Origin of the sequence: Kribbella sp. NPDC056951 (assembly GCF_042674205.1) — a bacterium.
GTDB lineage: Bacteria > Actinomycetota > Actinomycetes > Propionibacteriales > Kribbellaceae > Kribbella > Kribbella yunnanensis.
The window spans coordinates 897,062-920,144 of the sequence record NZ_JBHUQZ010000001.1; the positions used below are offsets into that span (position 1 = coordinate 897,062).

Here is a 23,083-nt window from a genome sequence, read left to right on the forward strand (position 1 = left end):
TGCCGGAGACTTCGAGAGGCAGGCCGATCGAGGAGGAACGATGAGTGTCGAGGAATCCCAGCACAGCAGGGTGGAGCGCACCGGTGCCGAGGCGCGACTCGGTCAGCTCGAGGACCTGGAACGCGAGACCCGGCGGGTGCAGAACTCCGTGGCCGGTACGACGGGCTTCGGGGAATCGTCCGACGGCCTGATCGAGGCGACGGTCGGCGTGTACGGCGAACTGGCCGAGCTGGTGATCGACCCGTTGATCTATCGCTTCCCCGATGCCGAGGCGTTGGCCGAGGAGATTCGTGGGGCGGTCAACCGGGCCCGGGAAGAGGCGCAACAGAAGGTCCGGATGGAGCTCGCCGACTACCTTCCGCCGCATCTGTCGGCCGAACCGATGGACCCCGCCGATCTCGCGTTCGGGCCGCTGCTCGGCCTGCTGCGGCCCGACCGGAACGGAGGACGGCGATGAGCGAGGCTCCGGGGCCGATCCGGGCCGGCGGTACCGGTGACATCTCCATGTATCCGATGGAGACCAATGACGCGATGGTGCGCCTGTCCGAGTCGGGCAAGGCGTTCGGGGACGCGTGGCGGCTGGCCGGACCGCTGCTGGCCGCTGACGAGGCCAAGGTCGGCACCGGGTTCGACGACCTCAGCGCACAGTTCCGCACGTCCTACAACGACATCGGGACGAAGCTGAAGGAGCTGGCCGGCGATGTCGAGGAGAACCTCAAGGCGATGGGTGCCAAGGGCAATGACATCGTCTTCCAGAAGGTCGAGCTGAGCCACCAGCAGACCGGACGATTGCGGCGGATCGTGTGATCCCGGAGCCGACCACCGGTCTGTGGCTGTGGCTGCGCAAGTTCTGGGACACCAACATCTGGCCGCAGACGGACGAGGACGCGGCGCAGCGGATGGGCGACAACTGGCATCGGCTCTCGGTCGCCCTGCAGACCAGCATCGACCAGGCGAACACCGCCAACAGTTCGGCGACGACGGTCTGGCTGGACGGCGACGGCGACATCTTCCACGAAGCCATCAACCAGAACCTGAACCACGGCCTCAACGAGGCGGTCGGTGCGTTCGAGGACGTGGCCACGATGTGTTGGAATCTGGCCCGCTCCGTTGCCCAGATCAAGGATCAGATCTATTCCGAGCTGGCCTGGAACGCCTTGTTCTTCGCGTTGACCTTCGCGTTGCCGCCAGGGATCGGCGACCTGGTTCGCTGGCGGTTGGTGGCCGGGTTGGCCACCAGGTTCAGCAGCATGATCCGCGCCGCGGCCGGCCTGGTCGAGCATGCCGGAGGCAGTCTGCCGAGAGCTCTGGGCAGGCTGACCGCCGAGGCGTTCCGCGAGGGGCTCGAGGAGATCGGGACCGAGCTCACGGCGCAGAAGATCGACCAGTTGCGCGGTTTCCGGCCCGGCGGTATCGACTGGAAGCAGGTCGCGGTCGCGGGGACGGCCGGTGTCATCGGTTCCGGGATCGCGCCGGGGCTGAATCCGATCGGCCGGCTGGGAACCGCTCCGGCGAACCGGGTGTCCCGGGCCTTGGATCTCGGCGACCGCGGGACGACGGTGCTCAACCAGAGTGGGCACGCCTTCGTCGTGAACGGCATCAGCTCGCCGATCTCCAGCGTGGCCGCCCAGTCGATCATCGACGGGAACTGGGCGAACCTGGTGAACATCGGGGCCTATGGCGAGGCGATCGTGAACGGCGGCCTCACCGCCGGCGTCCTCGGTGCGTCCCGGATCGGTTCGGTCCACGCCGGTGATGCGCTCGGGCAGACCTGGAGCGGCAACCTGCGGAACTCGCTCGGGATGGAGCAGTACGTCGCTCCTGGCACGCCACCCGGTGGCGGTCCGAACGGGCCGACTCCGGCGACTCCTGCGGTGAGTGATGCGGGTGGAGTTCAGAGCGTCGGCGGGGCAGGGAACGGATCGGTTGGCGGGACCGGATCGGGTTCCCTGGCCGGGGGTGCGCACGGGGCCGACGGTTCGCCCGCCAGGATCGCGGATCACCACGCGAACGACACCGCTCGACATGGGCCGGGTCACCGACAGGCCGACGTACAAGAGCAACAGCACAACACTCGGCAGAGCGCGGAGACCGAGGTCGAGGTCGAACACGACAGCTCGCCCGAACTGCACGCCGAACAAGACGTCACGGACATTCAGGGCGAAGCCGATCCTGGGCAGGCTCCGGGCAGCGTCACCGATGGACCGCCGGACGGTGGGCCGCCCAGCGACAGCGACACCGCGACGGGCCAGGCTCCCGCTGACGGGAACCACGTCACGCCGGGCGCCGAGGCTGCCGCCGACGTGCATGGGCTCCAGGACGGCCCCGGACACACAGCCGCGACGACCACGCAGCAATCCGGTGACGTGCAGACGACCACGGTCGGCGAGCCGACAGTTGCCGCCCAGGCGACAGCGCAGCCGGTCGCGCAGCAGGGCCCCGGTGCCACGACAGCGAAACCGCCCGCCGCTTCGCCGCACAACAGCCGGGAGATCGGCCCGGTAGCGGAAGAGACCACCGAGGTGGAATCTCGCAACGATTCGACGTTGGCCGAGTTGCCGGCGAAGACGGCCGAGATACCGGCGGAGACCATCACGGCGGACGCTCAGGTGACCGAGACTGCTACCGCGGAGGCGGATGCTGCGACGGTGGACCTCGTGGTCGGGCCGGACGGCGCGCTGATGGTCGCGGCGCCCACCGAACCTGCGGCGAAGCTGAGCCTGCGCGAGAGCGCTCGCGAGTTCGGCAAGGGCTTCGTGGAGGCGATGAACTTCTCGGATCCGCATGCCAAGTTGCGTGGGCCGGCGGACGGGAATGCCGAGAAGCTCGGGGATTTCGTTGCCGACGGCCCGGTTCGGGATCATGCCGAGGTCTGGGCCCGCGTCGTCGAGCTGCTGAACTCGCCGGTTCTGCTGGCGGCCGCCGGTGTGGTGTCGATCGTGGTCGACGGTGGCCGGGTCACCGTGACACCGATCGTGGGCGATCCGATCGTGGTGACGCTGATGGTCGGTCGAGTCGCGGACGGGCATCCGGCCGAGTTCACGCTGACCGGCCAGGAAGAGTTTGCCGTCGTACGGATCTCGGAACAGATCAAGGATGCGGACATCGGCCGTGCGGTTGTCCACGAGCTGCGCGAGCTGAGCCGGCTCGCGAGTGGGCAGGCGAGCCAAGGCCCAGCGTTCGACGCGCATGAGCAGGGCCGGCTCGGCGAACTGCTCCTGTTGCACGGCGAGGCGCTGAACGATCAAGAGGCCCTGCGGGCGGCGTACGCGGCGAAGATGCGGGAGCTGGTGGCGGACGTCGGGCTGGAGCGGTCGAACGAGGACGAACGGCTCGCGGCGTTGAACGACGAAGAGCAGGTGGCGGTACGGCGTGCGGTCGCCTTCGCCGGCGATCCGGTGCCGGTGCAGGAGTTCGGGTGGTTCAACGCGGACTCGCCGGTGGTTGAGGAGACCTCGGGGCCGACGGCCACGGTGACGCCATGGGTCTCGAGTGGGGATCCACGGAATGCGGATCCGCAGTTGCGGCCGGGGCACGTGGAAGAGCTCCAGGTCGGCCCGAACTGGGCGCGCTGGGTGGTGGACGCGGTGACGGGGGCGCCGCGGATCGCGCAGGCGGTGCTGCACGCCGACTTCGGGCAGCTGCGCCGGCCGTCGGCGGACCGGATCGAGCGGAAGCGGGCCGTTGCCCGGGGCAAGGGACGGCCCGGGGCCGGGAAGGACGACGGCGGACATGCGATCGCGTGGCGATTCTTCGCCAAGGTGATGGCGACGATGAACTACTTCCCCCAGGCGTCGAGTTTCAACCGGGGTGCGTTCGAGAGCCTCGAGAACGAGATCGGCGACTGGATCGCGAAGGGCTGGCGGGTCGACCTCAAGGTCTTCTTCCCGCCGAACGAACCGCGGCCGAGCTCGGTCACCGTGGTGTACGCCGTCTCCGATCCGGCGAACCCCGAGCACGTCATCTGGACCGGGGCGCGCACGTGGGAGAACACCGCCGTACCGCATCGGGCCGAGCTGACCGGACCGGGTGGTACTCGGGACCCGGTGCCGACCTATCGGCCGCCGGGGGTGCAGAAGCAGACCAACGCGCAGTACCAGCGATACCAGCGGGAGAGCATCGACGCGTTCGATCCGGATCGGAGCAACCTGTTCGAGCCGGACGAGGGGAACGGGACACCGGGGCCGACCTCGCCGGGGCCGGTGGCTCCGCTGGTCTTGGGGGCGGGGGCGTATGCCGCGCCGGACGGCTCGAACGAGGTGCGCTGGTCGACCGAGCGGCCGGGCGGACCGTCGTACCTGGAGCTGGAGATCGTCAAGCTTCGGACTGCGGCGGGTACGGCGCCGTTCGAGTGGGTGATCGGGATGCCGCTCGACTCGTTGCTGCCGGACGGGATGGAGTTCAGTGGTGCCGAGCTGGTCGCGCTCGAGCGGCAGATCATGGCACTGGTCGAGGCGGGGACCGAGGTCAAGGTCCGCTTCGACCTGGTCGAGACCGAGTCGGGTCCCGCACCGCACGTCACGATCACGGCCACGGAGGCGAGCGGCGGTCCGATCGTGCTCGACCAGGTGTCGATCGGTACGGCGATTCATGAGCTGGCGAATCACGGTGTCGTAGCCGACGGCGACCGCGTAGTGATCGGCAATGCGGAGCGGCTGGGGGTGTTCGCGGCAGTCGGTGAGGTGAAGGAGCATGAGGCGGTCTGGACTCGGATCGCGGCTGAGCTCGGGGCGGCGAAGCTGGCGCAGTTCGTCGATGCGCAGTGGATTCAGATCGCGCCGGACGGTAGGTCGTTGCTGCTCCAGCCCTGGTCGGGCGATCCGGTGGAGGTCCAGCTGCGGGTCGGCGAGGTGCGCGACGGGCATCCCGCCGAGGTCAAGATGCGCCATCGGCATCGCCTCGCAGTCGTCACGATCTCGGAGCGGATCGAGTTCGCCGATGTCGGCCGTGCCCTGGTGCACGAGCTCCGCGAGGCCGGCCACGCGTTCGGTGGGCCTGTGTCGGAGGGGCAGCAGTTCTCCGATCACCAGCAGGGCCGGGTGGGTGAGCTGCTGTACCTGGATCACCAACGGCGAATGGCCGAGACAGCCGGTCGCCAGCTCGAAAGCGCCTTGTCCGCCGAGCGGATGCGCGAGGTGCTCCAGGACCTGGGGATCCAACGAGCCGACGACGGACGCGTCGACCGACTGGAACGCCAGGCCGACCGAGTCGCCGTACGCCGCGCCGCAGCCGCAACCGACGCCCCAACGGTCCCGATCCCGGTGGACCAGCCAACCGTTCCGATCCCGGTGGACCAGCCGACCGTTCCGATCCCGGTGGACCAGCCGACCGTCCCGATCCCGGTCGATCCGTCGACCACTCCAATTCCCGTCGACCCGCCGACTACCCCAATCCCCGTTGAGCCGCCGACGGTGGAGTTTGTTCGGGGCGAGGCGAAGTCGTTGTTGTTCCTCGATGGGGCTCGGCGGTTCTTCCCGGCGGTGGAGCAGGTTGAGTATCTGGCAGCGGAGGCGATGGGGGATCCGCGGGTGCTGGCGGCGGCCGGGATTGCTCAGGTGGTGCCGGTGGGAGTGGAGCGGTATCGGGTGGTTCCGGTGCTGGGGGATCCGTTCGAGGTGATTGTTCGGGCGGCGAAGTTGCCCGAGGGCGTCGCTGGTGAGTTCGTTGCCTATGTCAACAGCACGAGCCCGGCCACGATGACGGTGTCCAGTCGGGCGCCGGATGCGATCGTCGAGCGGATCGTGGCGAACCTCCTGCACCAGTTGTCGCGAGCCGCTGAGCCGGTTGTTCCGAACGTGCTTGCGCCGGGTAGTGAGGTGAAGCGTCCGTCGCGGCTGAGCCGGGAGGACGGTGGTCGGCTGGCCGAGGTGCGGTTGCTGAACGATCGGATGGACGAGACCTCGGTCTACCACGCCGTACGGCGGATGAATCTGCGCAATGCGATGCGTGCATTGCTGGAGAGTATGGCGATCGTGTCGGGCCAGGATCAGGCCGGATTCCGGCGCGCCTCGCTACCGGCTTCGGACGCTCCGATGATCGAGCGGCATCTTCGGGGCTGGTCGAAGAACGACGACCGCGTGCGGCTCCGGGTCTACCTGGCCAGGGAGATGACGTTCAGTGCGCTGCCGCCTGCTCTGGGCGCTTCGGCGGCGATCGCGATCGTCAGCGGCAACGTCCTGCTGGCGCTCGGTCTCGGCCTCCCCGCACTGGCTGCAGCCGCGGCCAATGCGCTCGGGCAACGGTGGCTCGACGGCCACAAGAAGGAGGTCAAGGGCGAAGCGACCAAGGAGCGACTCGGCGAGGTCCGCAAGCGACTCCCCAGCCTGCGTACCGCGATCGAAGCCGATCCGTACGGCGTCGCCGGCGAACCGCTCGGTCCGATCGACAAGGCATCGATCGTCCCAGCCAAGTGGCGGTATGTCGTGAAGGCGGCGATCCCGGCAGTGGCCGCGATCGGAACCGCGCTCGCGCTCAGTCCACTCGGCGTACCGACGGCTGGGGTGATCATCGCGTACTCCGCGATGGCGCTGATCAAGCCGTTCACGGAGCGGTACCTCGACAGTCGCAAGGCGGAGACGGCGATTCAGCGGGCGGTGGAACTGGAGATCAGGCACGCGCTGGACCCAACGTCGTACCGGTCTCAGTTGCTTGAAGCTCTCGATGTACTGCGCCAGCGGGTCAACGGCGGTCGCGGCGTGCCCGGGTCTGGGCGGGCCGATCGTGGGCTGCCCTCGATCGGTCCGGACGAGCTGGCGGCGACCGAGCTCGCGGACCAGGTCCCCACGTTCGCCCGGCGGTTTGTGCCGGTGGCGACCGATCCGCGTGAGCTGGATCCGACTCCGCTGTCGCAGCAACTGGATACCCAGTTGGAGTTGCTGATTCTCGGTGCGATCAGTGGGGTCGCCGGAGGGCTGATGGCGGGTGGGGTGGAGGCGAAGATCCAGCGGCTCACCGACCTCGCCGACGCGGGGGTGAGCGAGTTTCACCTCAAGGCGGTCAGCGATGAGCTGACTGCCGAACTGCATGCGGAGTTCGCTGAGGTGATCGATCAGCTCAGTGGACTGGCCGATGTGCTGGAAGGTCTTCGCGCTGGTGAGGTCCAGCCGGATCAGGCGATGGAACGGTTGCGCGCGCGATTGGCCGGGCCTAGTGGACCATCAGATGTTGCACCGAGTGGCGAGATTCCGGCCTGGGCGCATGCGATGCACTTGGGTGGGCCGCTGATCACTGCGGGCACGATCACGTTGATCGATGCGATGCTCGGACTGGATCCTGCTGCCTTTGCTGCTGCTGTCGCTACCGCGGGAGTTCAGGCGTTGGGGATCCCCGCGATGAAGTGGTGGGCCGAGCACCAGACCGCGCGCAACCGCGAGCACGAGCGGTTCGCCGGCAACAAAGAGGCGATCAACCGAGCCGACCTCGCCGACCAGATGACCGCCCTCCGGTATGTCCTCGACCGGATCGCGCGCGACGCTGGTGCTGCGATCGAGTCCGTTGGCCCGACGGTCGAGTTGGCGGTGCCGAGCACCGAACTCTCGGCGTTCACCGATCGCGTGCGCGCGGCAGTTCGGGCGGCGCGACTGGCCGTCGTACCGACGCAGGCGCGGCATGCGGTGGAGCCGGCTGAGCCGCGGTCCGGGTTCCAGGAGCGGGTGGAATTGCATGTGGCGCTGGACGAGATCGAGAGCCAGGCCGATCTGGTCGACGAACTGGCCGCTGCCGGTGCCGCGACCGGGCTGGCCGAGGCGGGTCGACGACTCGAGGAGTTGTTGACGGAGAACGCCGTACATCCGGATCAGCGAGTGCGGCTGCCAGGCTTGGAAGCCGTCGATCCGGCAAACGGCCAGCGCATCGAGGGGAATCCGCTGGCGCAAACCAAAGCCCGCGCCGCCGAGGCATGGCGTCGTCTGGTCGCCGAACCGGAAACCGCACCAGAGCGCGCCAAACGGACAATGGCCCTCGGTCGTGTTCGCCACGCGCTCGACACCCTGGAGTACCAACTCGCACGAGCCGAAAGCGGTCACAGGCAAGCAGGAGTCAAACTCGCGCTGACCGAAGTCGCCCGAACAATCGCCGCATTCAAGCTCGTACAGCGCGGAGCCTGGGTCGCCGACACTGTCCCACTGGACTACCACGCCCTACGCCACTACGTCGCCGACCGCCTACTAGCCCTCAACCCCACAGCCCTGGCCGCCGCAATCACCCGAGAACTCCCCGCAGCCACCCCAAACCACCAAACCGTAGAACTGCCGACCCCACCCGCTCCCCAACCCCCAGCCCGTCCTCGAACCAAGGCGCAGCAACTCGCCGCTACCCAACAACCCACCGCCGAGCCAGCGCAACCGCGGTCGCGCCCTCGGACGAAGGCGCAGCACCGCGCCGCGACTCAACAGCCTGCGGCCGAGCCGGCTCCGCCTCAGCCCGTCGCTCGTCCTCGGACGAAGGCGCAGCAACTCGCCGCCACCCAACAACCCGCCGCCACCCAACCCACGACCGAGTCGACGCAACCGCAGTCGCGGCCTCGGACGAAGGCGCAGCGGGTGGCGGCGGCGGATGAGTTTCAGGCTCGGTTGCGGCGGGCTCGGGAGAGGGCTCGTGAGCAGGCGGAGCGGGATCGGCGGGACGGAACGGGTGTCGGTTAGTCGACGGCTGGTTGTGTGACGGGGATGAGTTCGCCGCGGAGCCAGAGGGGGAGTTGGTCGTGGTGGTGGGGGTGGCCTTGGCGGCCGGAGGTGCCTAGGGGGACTACCCAGGCGCTGGCTGAGCGGTCGGCTAGGTCCCAGGCGTAGCGCGCGGCTGAGGCTCGGAGGGTGATGTCGGTGAAGCCGGGGAGGCTGGAGGTGGACCAGACGCAGTGGTGGTCGCCGGAGAGGGCCAGGTCGATGGGGGCTTCGCTGGGGGTGAAGAGCGGGGTGCGGAGGGGGTGCAGGGGGGATAGTTGATGGGTTTCGCCCCAGGGTGGGCGGGGTTTGGCGGCGGCTACGTCTTCCAGGGCGGCTTGGATGATCGGGGTGATGTCGAGGTCCGCGGACTCTAGGAGGTTCTCCAGTGCGAAGGAGACGTGGGCGAGGGTGTCCAGGTACGGCGCGAAGATCTCGGGGCAGTCGGGGTTCTCGAGGATGGAGAAGCGGTCGGTGAGGCGGGCGATGACGGCCTTGCGGAGGGCCGCGTACGTCGACGCGGTGGTACTCGTCGCGTCCATCCGACGGTCCCAGCTGAGGAGTTCATTGCGCAGGGCAACGGCTTCGGTGGAGAGGTCGACCGAAGGCAGTCGGTCGAGGATGCCGGCGGCGGAACCGAGGTAGGTGTCGGTGTGGATGGTCGGCATGTCGCCGACCGACCAGTCGGAGCGTGAGAGCAGCAGTTCGTGGATGCGGTGATGTCGATGGGGTGCGGCGAACTCGACGCCTAGTGGGGCTGCGATTTCGCGGGCGTTCGCCATCGCGATCGGGCCGGTGACATCTCGCCGCGGCATCGGGTGCCAGCCGTCCCAGGCGAAGGACGCGTCCCAAGCCGGTACGACGCGCAGGAGGTTGGCGGCGTGGCGTTGCGGGACGACGCCCGCGACGCGGTGCAGCAGACCGCCGGACACGTCGGCAGCCATCACCACGTTGACCGGCTCGACCCAATCTTCCAGCGCAGCGTCTAGTTCGTCGACCGTGGCTGCCTTCAGCAACCTTGGCATCACTTCGAAGCCGAGTCGTTTGAGGACGCGCGGCGGATAGCGGAGGCTGAGTGTCTGGCCGGCGTGGTCGACGATGATCGGGCCGCGCTCGGTCTCGATGACGTCGATGGTCACCGGATCCGCGTCCGCGACCTCGATGACCTCGGTGTGCAGCGACGCCGGCGCCCACCCCGACGGGCCGAGTGCCTCGACCGACGATCCGGTACGGCGGAGTTGTTCGTCGTACAGGTCCTGGTAGTCGGCGGTGGCGTTGGTGATCGCCCAGGCAACCTTGCCGGAGTGGCCGAAGTGCGCGAGCCCGGGGATTCCGGGCACGGCCAGCCCTAGGACGTCGTACTCGGGGCAGGCGAGGCGGATCTGCTGGTAGACGCCGGGGTGCTCGATGTAGCGGTGCGGATCGCCGGCGACGATCGCCTGACCGGTGGTCGTGGACGAGCCCGGGATCAGCCAGCCGTTGCTGCCGGATGAGACTGGGCCTTCGGCCGTGAACAGCTGGAGGTACTCGTCGCCGAGCCGTTGCGCGACATGCGTCCGCCACAGCTTCCCCGGGAACCCGGCGAACAGGATGTGGACCGCGAGCCAGATCCCGAGCGGCGTCCACGGCTCCCACACACCAGGCGTCAGCCCGGTCTCCACGAACTCCGCTGCCTCGGCTGACGGCAGTGCGGAGTTCACACCATCGACGTACGCCGTCACCCACTCGGCAGTCGAGGAGTCGAGCGCGTCGAAGCACTGACGAGCGGTGTCCGCGAGCCTGGATTGGCGGGCGAAGGTGTCCCACGGGACCGCGTCCGGGCCGAGGAAGGCGGCGGTCGTCCCGTTGAACCGGTGCCGGGCGTACTCGAGTTGCCAGGCGCGGTCGTGGGCGGCGTTCGCGCCTTGGAGGTGAACGAGGGTGAGCGGATCACCGGCCTGCAGGTGGGGAACGCCATACGCGTCGCGGGTCACCTGAGGATTCACGCCGTGCCTCGCTTAAGTTAGGGTAGCCTTAGTTATGCAGTTTACTTAGAGAATCGGGTCGCGCAGCAAACCTATGGACCGAACGCGACCGGCCGCAACGACAATTGCAGGAGGTACGGCGTGGGGCACGGCTGGGAAGGTGCGGTCCTCAAGCTCTTCCGCGGGAAGGACTTCGTCTTCACCGTGACGGGTGCCGAGGATGTCACCGAGCGATATCGCCGGGTGCACTTCACCGATGGCGGGTTGCTCGAGGCGATCGGGGTGCATCCGACCATGTGGGTGCGGCTGTGGTTCGACAAGTCCGGCAAGCCGCATCAACGTGCGTACACGCTGGTCGATCCGGATGTCGAGAATGGCACGTTCAGCATGGAGTTCGCGCTGCACGAGGGCTGTGCGAGCGACTGGTCGCTGAAGGCTCAACCTGGCGACACGATCGAGGCGACTGTTCAGGGGACGGGTTTTGAGATCCCGGATCCGCTGCCGGCGCGGATGCTGGTGATCGGCGCGCCGGCGTCGTTGCCCGCGATCAACTCGCTGCTCGCGGTGGCGCCGAAGCTGCCGGCCACGATCTGGTTCGAGACCACGCATGAGGATGATCTCGAGCTGCCGTTCCGAACTGACCCTGAGCGGCACGAGGTGCGCAACCTGTCGAGCCAGGAACTGCTTGCCGGGGTCAAGAGCGAGCTGCCGGAACTCATCGGCGACCCGGCCGGCGCGTATGTGTGGATCGCCTGCGACACCCGGATGGCGCGCGCACTCACGTCGTACGTGGTCAAGGAGCTCGAGGTGCCCAAGCATCGCGTGAAAGCCCTTGGCTATTGGCGTGCCGCCTGAACTACCGTGACCCGGGTGATCACCGCACTCGACCTCACGGACCGTGCCCTTGCTGAGCGGGTGCTGACGATCCAGCATGCCGCGTACGCCGTCGAGGCCGAGCTGATCGGCTTCGACGGGATCCCGCCGTTGCAGGAGGACCTGGCCGGGCTGATGGCGTCCACCGAACACTGGCTCGGCCGGTACGACGAGGAAACCCTGGTCGGCGCGGTCGCCTACGAACTCGAGCCCGGCGTGGTCGAGATCAGCCGCCTGATCATCGACCCGGCCCACGCCCGTCGCGGTCACGGCCGGGCCCTGCTCGACCATCTCGATGAGCTGGAACCACGACCGATCAGCCGGGTGTCGACCGGCAGCCTCAACACCCCGGCCGTCAACCTGTACGTCGGCCGCGGCTACCGCGAGCGGTCCCGCATTGAAGTTGCCCCAGGCATCGAGATCACGCAGTTCGAACGGCCTTAGTAGGACTGGAGCTCGAGGAGCGTTCCGTTCGGTGCGCGCAGGTGGGCGGTCCGGAGGTTCGGTCCCCACTGCGGGCGATCCTGCGGAGCGCTCAGGACGGTCGCGCCGAGCTTCTCGAGAATCCCGGTCGCGTCGTCGACCGACTCCACCTTGAACACCAACATCGAGCCGTCCTGCGCATCGGCCTCGGCCGGAAGCGCCGTCGTACCGATCGTCTCGGCGATCTGGTCGCGACCGAACAGGACGAGCCCGGTCTGGCCGTCCAGATCCCAGTTCGCGTACTGCGCCTCGTGAATGACCTTCACCGGCTCCACGCCGAACAGTTCGCGCAGCGCAGTCGTGTAGAAGTCGGCCGCCGCCGCGAAGTCGCGCACCAGCAACCGAGGGTAGAGCGCATCCATCCCGAATCCTCAATTAGTGGGAACCTACCAACGATTGGTTCGAGCCTACAATAGCTCGATGGAGACACTGGCCGGTACGACGACTTTCGTGCTGCACAAGGTGGCGGTCGCGAGCCGGCGGGCGATCGCGGCCCGGCTGGCCGAGCGTCCGGGGCTGACGCTGTGGGAGTACGCGGCTCTCGCCGAGCTGACTGATCAAGGGGCGGTGGCGCAGCATGTGCTCGCGGCTGGTCTCGGGATCGACGCCAGTGACATGGTTCGGCTGATGGATGAGCTGATCGGCAAGAAGTTGGTGAGCCGGGATCGGGATCCGGAGGACCGGCGGCGGTACCGAATCGACCTGACCGCGAAGGGGCGGCGGGCGATGGCGACCGCGCGGGCGGTGATCCAGGAGGTTGAGCAGGTCACGCTGCAGCCGCTCTCGGCCGTCGAGCGGGTGACCTTGCTGAAATTGGCCGCGAAAATCCGCTCTGTTAATAACTAACCACTGTCTGTATCCTCCTCGGTGAAAACCTTCATTTCCGGTACCGCCCCACTGGAGGATGAGATGGTCAGACGTGTTGTCGTCGGGTTCGTGGCCTTGGCAGTTGCCGGTTTGGTGCTGCTGGCGCCGGCCCGGGAATCGCAAGCGGATGAGTTCGCCGGGCCGACTGCGGCCCAGTTGAAGGCCCGCGCCGGCGGGTGTGAAACGCAGTTGTCGAACGGGAAGTATGCGCACGACTCCGGCGGAACGCGTTCGGTCGCGGTCTGTCGGTCCGGCGATGCCGTGCACTGGACGGCCGACTTCGACATCGACTGCGATGGTCAGCGCACCACGCAGTGCAACGAGAACACCGATCCCTCCTTCCAGCCGAACACCTCGTGGAACCAGTCCGACGGTCGCCCGCTCAATTCGGCCGGGTTGCCGTTCATCGTCGTACCGCTGTCGAGTTCGATCTGGAACTACGCCTCGGCCGGGATCGGCGGTGCGACCGTGGCCGCGGTCGTGTACGGCGACAAGGTCGCGTACGCCGTCGTGGGTGACCAAGGCCCGACCGGGATCATCGGCGAGGGGTCGTACAAGCTGGCCCAGCAACTGGGGATCAACCCGAACCCGTCGTCAGGTGGAGTCTCCGGCGCGGTCGTCACGTACATCCTGTTCCCCGGGGTGTCCGCGGTGCCGATCGAGAACCAGACCGATGCGATCTCGAAGGGTGAGGCGGCCGCATCCGCGTTCGTGAACAGCACCCAGACCTGCGCATCCACCAACCTCGACTTCACGGCGTACCCGGCTCTGCAAGCGGGCTCGACCGGCGGTGCGGTCCGAGCTGCGCAGTGCTTGCTCGGTGGTACGAACGAGCCGAGCGGAACCTTCGACGCCGCGACAACCGATGCTGTGAAGGCCTTCCAGACCCGCGTCGGTCTCCCCGCCGACGGCCTGATCGGCGCCAAGACCTGGACCGCGCTGCTGTCCGCCGGCGACCAGCCGACCATCCGCAACGGCTCCACCGGTACGGCGGTCCGCCGCCTGCAACGGTCCTTGACCGCAGCCCTCGGCCGAACCGTCATCATCGACAGCCAGTTCGGACCAGTCACCGAAACCGCCGCCAAGGACTACCAACGAACCCGAGCCCTGATCGTCGACGGCGTGGTCGGCCCAGTCACCTGGTCAGCGCTGCAGGCGGGTAAGTAGATCTCCCGAAGGACAGGTCGTATACGCCGATCGGGCACCGGATCCGCTCGCGCTGAGCGTGGCGAGGGCGCCTACCAGGCCTATACGTCCTGTCCTTGCGCAGATGGATCAGCGGTCGCCAACCGGGCGGCGGAGGGCGGCTGGGGTTAGGGCGGGGGATTGCCAGGCGCCGTTGGAGTCGTAGATGTCCTTGCCGGGTGGGACGATCTCGTCGATGCGGTCGAGGGTGGCGTCGTCGAGGGTTAGGTCGGCGGCCTTGAGGAGGCCGTCGAGTTGTTCCATCGTGCGTGGGCCGTTGATGACCGCGGTGACGGCTGGGTGGGTGGTGACGAAGGCCAGGGCGAGTTCCGGGAGCGAGAGGCCGGAGTCGGCGGCGACCTCGATCAGTTGCTCGACGGCGTCGTACTTGGCGGCGTTCTCGGGGAGCGACGGGTCGAAGCGGTGTGGGGCCAGGGCAGCGCGGCCGGTGGTCAGGTCGATCGGCTGGTCCTTGCGGAGTTTGCCGGTCAGGAAGCCCCAGGCGAGCGGGCTCCACGTCAGCACGCCCATGCCGAGGCGGAGAGCGGTCGGCAGGACCGAGCGTTCGACTCCGCGGCTCAGCATCGAGTACGGCGGCTGTTCGGTCCGGAACTTCCCGTACCCGCGACGCTCGGACACGTGGTAGGCCTCGACGATCTCCTCGGCCGGGAAGGTCGACGTACCGAAGGCGCGGATCTTGCCCTGGCTGACCAGGTCGGTGAGCGCCCAGAGCGTCTCCTCGATATCGGTCGTGTGGTCCGGCCGGTGGATCTGGTAGACGTCGATCCAGTCGGTACCGAGCCGGCGCAGGCTGTGCTCGACCTCCTGGATGATCCAGCGGCGCGAGTTGCCGCGCCGGTTGCGGGGGTTCTCGTCGTCCAGCGGGAAGTGCACCTTGGTTGCCAGTACGACGTCGTCGCGGCGGCCCTTCAGTGCCTTGCCGACGATCTCCTCGGACTCACCCGCGGAGTACATGTCCGCGGTGTCGACGAAGTTGATGCCCTGGTCCAGGGCAGCGTGGATGATCCGGATGCAGTCCTCGTGGTCGGGGTTCCCGACCGCACCGAACATCATCGTGCCGAGAGCCTGGGTACTGACCTCGATACCGGTCTTGCCAAGTGGTCGATAGCGCATGGGAGCGAGGCTAGAAGCTAGAGCGTTGTCTAGGTCAAGTCCTCCGTAAGGTGGAAGCGTGGACTACAAAGAGCTGTGGAACCCCGAGCCCGGCTGGCTGAATACCGCTTCGTACGGACTGCCGCCGCGGCCGGCGTGGGAGGCCTTGCAGGCCGCGCTGTCGGACTGGAGGGTGGGTGCGACCAGTTGGGAGCCGTGGGACGAATCGACCAGCCGATCCCGCGAGTCGTTCGCTCGGCTGGTCGGTGCTGACGCGGCCGACGTGTTCGTCGGGAGCACGGTGTCGGCAGCGCTCGCGCCGGTCGCGGCTGCACTGCCCGATGGTGCGAAGGTGCTGACTGATGACGTCGAGTTCACCTCGAATGTCTTTCCCTGGAAGGTGCACGAGGATCGCGGTGTCGAGGTGATCGGCGTACCGGGATCGGAGCTGGTCGCCGCGATCCGGCCGGGGATCGACGTGGTCGCGGTCAGCGCGGTGCAGTCGTCGACCGGCGTCGTACTGGACCTTCCCGCAGTGGTTGCCGCCAGCAAGGAGATCGACGCGCTGGTGGTGATCGACGCCAGCCAGGGCATGGGTTGGCTGCCGCTCACTGTCGACGGCATCGACGCACTTGTGGTGCACACCTACAAGTGGCTGATGTCGCCGCGCGGGGCCACGCTCGGTTACCTGTCGCGAAGGTTGCAGGAGCGCTGCCGCCCGTCGGCCGCCGGTTGGTACGCCGCCGCTGACATGCACGGGTCGTATTACGGCGACCGGATGGTGCTGGCCGAGGGTGCCCGCCGATTCGACCAGTCGCCGGCGTGGTTCTGCTTCGTCGGGGCGGCTCCGGCGCTCGAGTTGGTCGAGCAGATCGGTGTCGAGACGATCTACCGGCACAACCTCGAGCTGGCCAACGAGTTCCGCGACGGTCTCGGGCTGCCGCCGTCGAACTCGGCGATCGTCAGCACGAGTCTCCCGGGCGCGGACGCGGCCTTCAAGGCGGCCGGCATCCGGGCAGCGGTCCGCGACGGGAAGCTGCGCGCGTCATTCCACATCTACTCGACACGGGACGACGTACATCAGGCTTTGGACGCTCTGAAGCCGTTGACCTAGAGCGCGATCTAGGATTGGCGGTATGGGGTTGAGCATCGGGCAGGTGGCGGAGCGGACCGGGTTGAGCGTGCACGCGCTGCGGTTCTACGAGCGCGAAGGGCTGCTGGCCGACCCGGTACGCCGGGAGTCGAACGGGCGACGGGTTTACAGCGAGGACGACGTCGACTGGTTGGCGATGTGCATCAAGTTCCGCTCGTCGGGGATGCCGCTGGACACGATTCGCCGGTACACCGAACTCGTTCGCCAAGGCTCGGGCAACGAGCAGGACCGCCTGGACCTGCTCCGCAGCCACCAGGACTCCATCACCGCGCAGCTCGAGGACCTGCAGGAGTCGCTGCGGGTCATCACCCACAAGGTGTCGATCTACGAAGAGCATGTCGCCGCCGGCACGGCCAGCTGCCTGTGGGTGCCCCCAGAAGAGACCGCCGCCTCCTAGCCCGCGCGGAGCACGCGGAGGAGCGTCGACGGCGTCAGCAGGGACGGCGGCGTCGCGAGCAGATTGGCCACCTCCAGGAAGCGGCGGCCGACGACGGGGTCCGTCTGGGCTGCCTTGTTCAGTCGGCTCAGGTAGCGGACGAGCAGGCGGGAGGCCAGCGGCTGCTTGCCTACCGTGGCGTCGAAGCGCAGGTCGTTGGAGACCGACATGACCCAGGCGGTGTCGACGATCTTCGCCATGCCGGTGAAGTAGCGGCGGGTGAGCTGGTCGTCGCCGCTCTCAAGAATCTCGGCCAGGTGCTCGGCGGCGAGTGCCGCGATCGTCATGCCTTGGCCGTAGGCTGGGTTGAAGCAGACAAGCGAATCACCGGCCGCGACGAAGCCCTCGGGCAGGCGACTGGCCTTCTCGTACCGGCGCCGGACGCTCGGGCCGATCCGGTAGCGAACCGGCTCGGTGAGCGGTTCGGCGCGAGTGATCAGCCGATGCAGTTCGGGACCGTCGAGCTGGGCCGCGAAGTCCTCGAAGGCACCGGGCTGGTCCGGCGGTGGGTTGTCCGCCATCCCGACCAGCGTCACGAGCCAGCGGTCGCCGTCGTTCGCGCCGACTCCGCAGCCGATCGGGTTGTCCGGGTAGTGCCCGGAGATCACGCCGGTGAAGTCGACATCGCCCGGCACCCGGCGGTACTCGCGGGTCGTGTAGACGATGCCGGCGCGGACCTCGTCCTCCGGCGCGGCGTCGTACCCGAGCTCGCGCAACCAGGTCGGACCGCGGTTGCTCCGGCCGGTGGCGTCGACCACGAGCTCCGCATCGAGACGCTCACCATTGACCCGTACGCCGGTCACTCGGCCGTTCTCGGCGGTCAGTCCGTCAACCGTCGTACCGGGTTTGGTGATGATGTTCGGGACCTCGGTCACCTTCGCCCGCAGTACCGACTCGATCAGCGGTCGGCCGGCGAGGAGGCCGGTCAGGTTGGAGGGGGCGCGTTTGAGCAGGCGGCCCTCGTTGTACCAGAGGACGTCGTTGTGCAGGTCGTTCTGCACCGCACCCCGGCGGACCATCTCGTCGCGGAACCCGGGCACGAGTCGCTCGATCGTCTGGTGCCCGCGGGCGAGCAGCCCGTGCGCGTGCCGGCTCTGCGGAACTCCCTTGCGGTGCACCGCGTCCAGCGGCAGCTGATCTCGGTCCAGGACGACAACTTCGTCGTACCAGCGGCTGAGCACCTTCGCCGCCAGTAGCCCAGCCATACTCCCGCCCGCGATCACAGCCCTCGTACCCATGCTCCCAGCTTCGGTTGTGCGCGTGCGGATCACCCGCGCCATCGGGCAGACCTCGGGGCAGGCGGGTGCGCGTTGATAGACGGCGTCTATCAGGTGATAGGCAGCATTGCTTTGACCCCGCTCCCGGAGCACGGGATGTTGTATACATGACGAGTGAGGTAGTGGCCGCTTCCTCCGTTCCGGTCCCTGGACGTGCTCAGCGCGTGCGGGAGATAGCGACTGAGCTGCGCGGGCTTCGAGGTGCGCTGATACCGATCCTCCATGCGGTGCAGGAGGAGCTCGGGTACGTCGACCAACCGGACGTGCCGGTGATCGCCGACGTACTGAATCTGTCGGTGGCCGAGGTGCATGGGGTGGTCACCTTCTACAAGGACTTCCGCCGTACGCCGGCTGGGCGGACTGTCGTGGCGATCTGCCAAGCGGAGGCGTGCCGATCCGTTGGTGCGGTCGAGTTGGCTGAGCATGCGAAGCGGAGTGTCGGGTGCGGGTTCGGTGAGACGACGTACGACGGGCGGATCACGCTCGACGAGGTGTTCTGCTTCGGCAACTGTGCGCTGGGGCCGGCGGTTCAAGTCGGCGAGCGATTGCACGGCCGAGTGACGCCCACTCGCCTGGACGCACTGCTGGGAGAAGCCCGATGAGCGGGGCGCCGGTCCGCGTGTTCGTGTCGCGCGACTCGGCTGCGCGTTCGGTGGGCGCGGATGACGTGGCCGAGCGGATCCTGGCTGCCGCGAGTGGTCGAGCCGAGGGTGCGCGCGCCGAGGGTGGTCGCGCCGGGGATGCGCGCGCGGCGGGCGGAGCGCCGGCGGTTGAGGTCGTGCGGAATGGGTCGCGGGGGATGTTGTGGCTGGAGCCGTTGGTTGAGGTGGAGACGGCTGAGGGGCGGATTGGGTATGGGCCGGTTGCTCCTGAGGACGTTGACGGGCTGGTGGCTGGCGGGATGCTTGCGGGCGCTCGGAATCTGGGCGCCTGTCTTGGGGATGTCGAGCAACTGCCGTGGATGCGGAAGCAGCAGCGGCTGACGTTTGCCCGGGTCGGGGTGACTGATCCCCTCTCCGTCGACGACTACACGTCGTACGGCGGTCTCCGGGGGCTGCGCCAGGCGTTGGCGATGACCCCGGCCGAGGTCGTGGAGACCGTGGTCGAGTCCGGTCTCCGCGGCCGCGGGGGTGCCGGGTTCCCGACCGGCATCAAGTGGCGGACGGTGCTGGGTGCTCAATCTGAGCTCAAGTTCGTTTGCTGCAACGCGGACGAGGGTGACTCGGGGACCTTCGCGGACCGGATGCTGATCGAGGGCGATCCGTTCACGCTGATCGAGGGAATGACGATCGCGGCGTACGCCGTGGGGGCGTCGGAAGGGTATGTCTACCTGCGCTCCGAATACCCGGATGCGGTGGCGACGCTCAGGGCCGCGATCGAACTCGCCCGGACCGAGGGGTGGCTGGGGGCCGATGTCCTCGGCTCCGGGTTCGAGTTCGATCTGCACGTCCGGGTCGGCGCCGGTGCGTACATCTGCGGTGAAGAAACCTCGATGCTGGAGAGTCTTGAGGGGAAGCGCGGGATGGTTCGCGCCAAGCCCCCGATCCCAGCCCTGGAAGGACTTTTCGGGCTGCCGACAGTGGTCAACAACGTGTTGTCGTTGGCAACGGTTCCGACGATTCTGGCCGACGGCGCGGCGACGTATGCGGCGTACGGGGTCGGGCGATCACTCGGTACCAGCGTCTTCCAGCTCGGCGGCAACGTGGCTCGCGGCGGGATCGTCGAGACCGCGTTCGGGATCACACTCGGCGAGCTGGTGAACGAATTCGGTGGCGGTACGTCGTCCGGTCGGCCGATCCGCGCCGTACAGGTCGGTGGGCCGTTGGGTGCGTATCTACCGGTCGAGCAGTTCGATCTGCCGATGGACTACGAGGCGTTCGCGGCGGCCGGCGCGATGGTCGGGCACGGCGGGATCGTGGTCTTCGACGAGACCGTGGACATGGCCGCGATGGCTCGCTTCGCCTTCGAGTTCTGCGCGGCCGAGTCGTGCGGCAAGTGCACGCCATGCCGGGTTGGCGCGGTGCGTGGCGTCGAGACGATCGACCGGATCGTTGCCGGTGACAACCGTGAGAAGAACCTCGTCGTACTGGGTGATCTGTGCGACCTGATGACCGACGGCTCGCTCTGTGCGATGGGTGGGCTCACGCCGCTGCCGGTGCGCAGCGCCGTCCGCCACTTCGGAAAGGACTTCGGGGAATGAGCCTGTTGAAAGAACCGGACTTCGGTACGCCGGCCCGGCCGGGTGAGGCGACGGTCGAGGTGCTCGTGGACGGGGTCGCCGTACAGGTCCCGCCCGGTACGTCGGTGATGCGCGCGGCCAAGGAAGCGGGGATCGACGTACCGAAGCTGTGCGCGACGGACAACCTGGAGGCCTTCGGGTCGTGCCGGTTGTGTGTGGTCGAGATCGACGGCATGCGTGGTACGCCGGCCTCGTGTACGACGCCGGTCGCGCCGGGCATGGTGGTTCGCACGCAGAACGAGAAGCTCGGCAAGCTGCGGCGCGGGGTGATGGAGCTCTACATCTCCGACCACCCGCTCGACTGTTTGACCTGCTCGGCCAACGGTGACTGCGAACTGCAGGACATGGCCGGAGTCACCGGTCTGCGTGAAGTCCGCTACGGATCTGGGGTCGAAGCGGGCGCGAACCACATGTCGGAGCCGACGGATTCCTCCAACCCGTACTTCGATTTCGAGGCGTCCAAGTGCATTGCGTGCTCGCGGTGTGTGCGGGCGTGTGACGAAGTCCAAGGCACGCTGGCGTTGACGATCGAGGGTCGTGGGTTCGACTCGAAGGTCGCGGCCGGGGCCGGCGGATCGTTCTTCGAATCCGACTGTGTGTCGTGCGGTGCGTGTGTGCAGGCGTGTCCGACGGCGACGCTGCAGGAGAAGTCGGTGATCGAACTGGGGATGCCGACCCGGTCCGTGATCACCACGTGCGCGTACTGCGGGGTCGGATGTTCGTTCAAGGCCGAGTTGCGTGGCGACGAGCTGGTCCGGATGGTGCCGTACAAGAACGGTGGTGCCAACGAAGGGCACTCGTGTGTGAAGGGGCGGTTCGCGTCTGGGTATGCGAGTCACCCGGATCGCGTGCTGGAGCCGATGGTCCGCGACTCGATCGCGGACGAGTGGCGGAAGGTCTCGTGGGACGAGGCGATCGGGTTCACCGCACGGCGGTTGCGCGAGATCCAGGCGCAGTACGGGCAGGGCTCGATTGGTGCGATCACCTCGTCGCGGACGACGAACGAAGAGGTGTACACGGTCCAGAAGATGGTCCGTGCGGTCTTCGGGAACAACAACGTGGACACGTGTGCTCGCGTTTGTCACTCGCCGACGGGGTATGGCCTGAAGCAGACCTTTGGTGAGTCGGCCGGCACGCAGGACTTCAAGTCGGTCGACGAGGCCGACGTGATCCTGGTGATCGGGGCGAACCCGACGGACGCGCACCCGGTGTTCGGGTCGCGGATGAAGAAGCGGATCCGGCAGGGTGCTCGGTTGATCGTCATCGATCCGCGGAAGACGGATCTCGTCCGGTCGCCGCACATCGAGGCCGCGCATCACCTTTCGCTTGCCCCGGGCACCAATGTGGCGATGATCAACGCGATCGCGCATGTGGTGGTGACCGAGGGGTTGGTCGACCGGGCGTTCGTTGCGGATCGGTGTGAGGACTTCGCTACGTGGGAAACGTTCATCTCTGATCCGTTGCATAGTCCGGAAGCGGTCGAGGAGATCACCGGCGTACCGGCGTCCGAGGTGCGGGCGGCGGCTCGGTTGTATGCGACTGGTGGGAATGGCGCGATCTATTACGGTCTCGGCGTTACGGAGCACAGCCAGGGCTCCACGATGGTGATGGGGATGGCCAACCTTGCGATGGCGACCGGGAACATTGGTCGTCGTGGTGTGGGGGTGAATCCCCTGCGTGGGCAGAACAACGTGCAGGGTTCTTGTGACATGGGGTCGTTCCCGCACGAGTTGCCGGGATACCGGCATGTGTCGGATGACGGCGTACGGGAGGTGTACGAGAAGCTTTGGGGTACGCCGTTGCTGAACGAGCCGGGACTGCGGATCCCGAATATGTTCGACTCGGCGATCGACGGATCGTTCAAGGCGTTGTTCGTGCAGGGCGAGGATATTGCGCAGTCCGACCCGAATACGCAGCACGTGTTTGCGGCTTTGGGTGCGTTGGATTTGTTGGTGGTGCAGGACCTGTTCGTCAACGAGACGGCGAAGTTCGCGCACGTTTTGTTGCCGGGGACATCGTTCCTGGAGAAGGACGGGACGTTCACGAACGCCGAGCGGCGGATCAACCGGGTGCGTCCGGTGATGGCGCCGCAGACCGGGAAGCAGGAATGGGAGATCGTCTGCGAGATCGCGCAGGCGATGGGCTACCCGATGCACTACAACTCGGCCGCCGAGATCATGGCCGAGATCGCGCTCACGACTCCGACGTTCATGGGGGTCTCGTTCGAGCGGCTGGACCAGGTCGGGTCGATCCAGTGGCCGTGCAATGTGGAGCACCCGGACGGTACGCCGATCATGCATGAAGAATCCTTTACCCGCGGTAAAGGGCGGTTCATGGAGACCGTCTACGTGCCGACGTCGGAGCGGTCGACGCGGAAGTACCCGTTGATTCTGACGACCGGGCGGATCTTGTCGCAATACAACGTGGGTGCGCAGACCCGCCGTACGGCGAACGTCGCGTGGCACCCCGAGGACATCCTCGAACTGCATCCGCACGACGCCGAGGTCCGCGGAATCGAGGACGGCGACACGGTCGCTTTGTCGAGCCGAGTCGGCCGAACCACCTTACGTGCAAGACTTTCCGACCGCATGCCGGTAGGTGTCTGCTACACCACCTTCCACCACCCAGTCACCGGCGCCAACGTCATCACCACCGACAACTCCGACTGGGCCACCAACTGCCCCGAGTACAAGGTCACCGCGGTCCAGGTAGATCTCCTGCCCACCTCTGTCGTCTCCGAGGAAGCCCGAGAGCCAGTCGTCGCCGGTGATCCCCGATGACCCGCGCGATGAAGTCGTCGTGCGTGGGTGGTGGCTGGATGAGCCGCCCGACG

General features: G+C 67.5%; 16 protein-coding genes. 12 read left to right on the top strand and 4 right to left on the bottom strand.

From position 1 onward, the window contains the following. Positions 1-40: 40 nt before the first annotated feature. Genes ACFTSF_RS04235 through ACFTSF_RS04245 form a run of 3 tightly spaced genes read left to right on the top strand, consistent with a single transcriptional unit; the run spans position 41 to position 8,642 of the window. Positions 41-457, top strand: coding sequence for a YbaB/EbfC family nucleoid-associated protein (locus ACFTSF_RS04235; protein WP_380152417.1), 417 nt, complete (start codon positions 41-43; stop codon positions 455-457). Further along, positions 454-807 (top strand): hypothetical protein, encoded by a 354-nt coding sequence (locus ACFTSF_RS04240; protein ID WP_380152418.1) that lies wholly within the window; start codon positions 454-456, stop codon positions 805-807. Before ACFTSF_RS04235 ends, ACFTSF_RS04240 begins: the two co-directional genes overlap by 4 nt. Beyond that, positions 804-8,642, top strand: coding sequence for a DNA/RNA non-specific endonuclease (locus ACFTSF_RS04245; RefSeq protein ID WP_380152419.1), 7,839 nt, complete (start codon positions 804-806; stop codon positions 8,640-8,642). The genes ACFTSF_RS04240 and ACFTSF_RS04245 overlap by 4 nt, the downstream gene beginning before the upstream one ends. Here ACFTSF_RS04245 and ACFTSF_RS04250 read toward each other — a convergent pair. Beyond that, positions 8,639-10,645 (bottom strand): penicillin acylase family protein, encoded by a 2,007-nt coding sequence (locus ACFTSF_RS04250; protein WP_380152420.1) that lies wholly within the window; start codon positions 10,643-10,645, stop codon positions 8,639-8,641. The two genes, ACFTSF_RS04245 and ACFTSF_RS04250, sit on opposite strands and share 4 nt — an antisense overlap. Before the next feature lie 120 nt (positions 10,646-10,765). Here ACFTSF_RS04250 and ACFTSF_RS04255 point away from each other — a divergent pair, with 120 nt between their 5' ends. Together ACFTSF_RS04255 and ACFTSF_RS04260 are read left to right on the top strand one after the other, a co-directional pair. Continuing rightward, positions 10,766-11,479, top strand: a complete 714-nt coding sequence (locus ACFTSF_RS04255; protein ID WP_380152421.1) for a siderophore-interacting protein — start codon at positions 10,766-10,768, stop codon at positions 11,477-11,479. A 15-nt stretch (positions 11,480-11,494) separates the two neighbouring features. Then, the gene (locus ACFTSF_RS04260) at positions 11,495-11,941 is read left to right on the top strand and encodes a GNAT family N-acetyltransferase (protein ID WP_380152422.1); all 447 of its coding nucleotides are present in this window, start codon (positions 11,495-11,497) and stop codon (positions 11,939-11,941) included. Here the strand turns inward: ACFTSF_RS04260 and ACFTSF_RS04265 are convergent. Further along, complete coding sequence (locus tag ACFTSF_RS04265) at positions 11,938-12,342, bottom strand: VOC family protein (protein WP_380152423.1); 405 nt, start codon at positions 12,340-12,342, stop codon at positions 11,938-11,940. The two genes, ACFTSF_RS04260 and ACFTSF_RS04265, sit on opposite strands and share 4 nt — an antisense overlap. A 58-nt stretch (positions 12,343-12,400) precedes the next feature. On the opposite strand from ACFTSF_RS04265, the gene ACFTSF_RS04270 reads away from it, so the two are divergent. Together ACFTSF_RS04270 and ACFTSF_RS04275 are read left to right on the top strand one after the other, a co-directional pair. Further along, positions 12,401-12,826 (top strand): MarR family winged helix-turn-helix transcriptional regulator, encoded by a 426-nt coding sequence (locus ACFTSF_RS04270; protein ID WP_380152424.1) that lies wholly within the window; start codon positions 12,401-12,403, stop codon positions 12,824-12,826. Between the two features lie 63 nt (positions 12,827-12,889). After that, positions 12,890-14,014: a peptidoglycan-binding protein gene (locus tag ACFTSF_RS04275; RefSeq protein WP_380152425.1), complete on the top strand. Its 1,125-nt coding sequence runs from the start codon at positions 12,890-12,892 to the stop codon at positions 14,012-14,014. Between the two features lie 108 nt (positions 14,015-14,122). On the opposite strand, the gene ACFTSF_RS04280 is transcribed toward ACFTSF_RS04275, so the two are convergent. After that, positions 14,123-15,166, bottom strand: coding sequence for an aldo/keto reductase (locus tag ACFTSF_RS04280; RefSeq protein WP_380152426.1), 1,044 nt, complete (start codon positions 15,164-15,166; stop codon positions 14,123-14,125). Between the two features lie 58 nt (positions 15,167-15,224). Here ACFTSF_RS04280 and ACFTSF_RS04285 point away from each other — a divergent pair, with 58 nt between their 5' ends. Then, positions 15,225-16,259, top strand: coding sequence for an aminotransferase class V-fold PLP-dependent enzyme (locus ACFTSF_RS04285; RefSeq protein WP_380152427.1), 1,035 nt, complete (start codon positions 15,225-15,227; stop codon positions 16,257-16,259). A 22-nt stretch (positions 16,260-16,281) separates the two neighbouring features. Further along, entirely contained in the window at positions 16,282-16,695 is a 414-nt protein-coding gene (locus tag ACFTSF_RS04290; RefSeq protein WP_380152428.1) for a MerR family transcriptional regulator, read from the top strand. Here the strand turns inward: ACFTSF_RS04290 and ACFTSF_RS04295 are convergent. Then, positions 16,692-17,972, bottom strand: a complete 1,281-nt coding sequence (locus ACFTSF_RS04295; protein ID WP_380152429.1) for an FAD-dependent oxidoreductase — start codon at positions 17,970-17,972, stop codon at positions 16,692-16,694. The two genes, ACFTSF_RS04290 and ACFTSF_RS04295, sit on opposite strands and share 4 nt — an antisense overlap. Positions 17,973-18,175: 203 nt before the next feature. On the opposite strand from ACFTSF_RS04295, the gene ACFTSF_RS04300 reads away from it, so the two are divergent. Genes ACFTSF_RS04300 through fdhF form a run of 3 tightly spaced genes read left to right on the top strand, consistent with a single transcriptional unit; the run spans position 18,176 to position 23,030 of the window. Further along, complete coding sequence (locus ACFTSF_RS04300; protein WP_380152430.1) at positions 18,176-18,613, top strand: NAD(P)H-dependent oxidoreductase subunit E; 438 nt, start codon at positions 18,176-18,178, stop codon at positions 18,611-18,613. Then, a complete protein-coding gene (locus ACFTSF_RS04305; protein WP_380152431.1) occupies positions 18,610-20,211 on the top strand; it encodes a formate dehydrogenase beta subunit in 1,602 nt (533 codons plus the stop codon). Before ACFTSF_RS04300 ends, ACFTSF_RS04305 begins: the two co-directional genes overlap by 4 nt. Beyond that, positions 20,208-23,030: a formate dehydrogenase subunit alpha gene (gene fdhF, locus ACFTSF_RS04310; RefSeq protein ID WP_380152432.1), complete on the top strand. Its 2,823-nt coding sequence runs from the start codon at positions 20,208-20,210 to the stop codon at positions 23,028-23,030. Before ACFTSF_RS04305 ends, fdhF begins: the two co-directional genes overlap by 4 nt. Positions 23,031-23,083 lie beyond the last annotated feature (53 nt).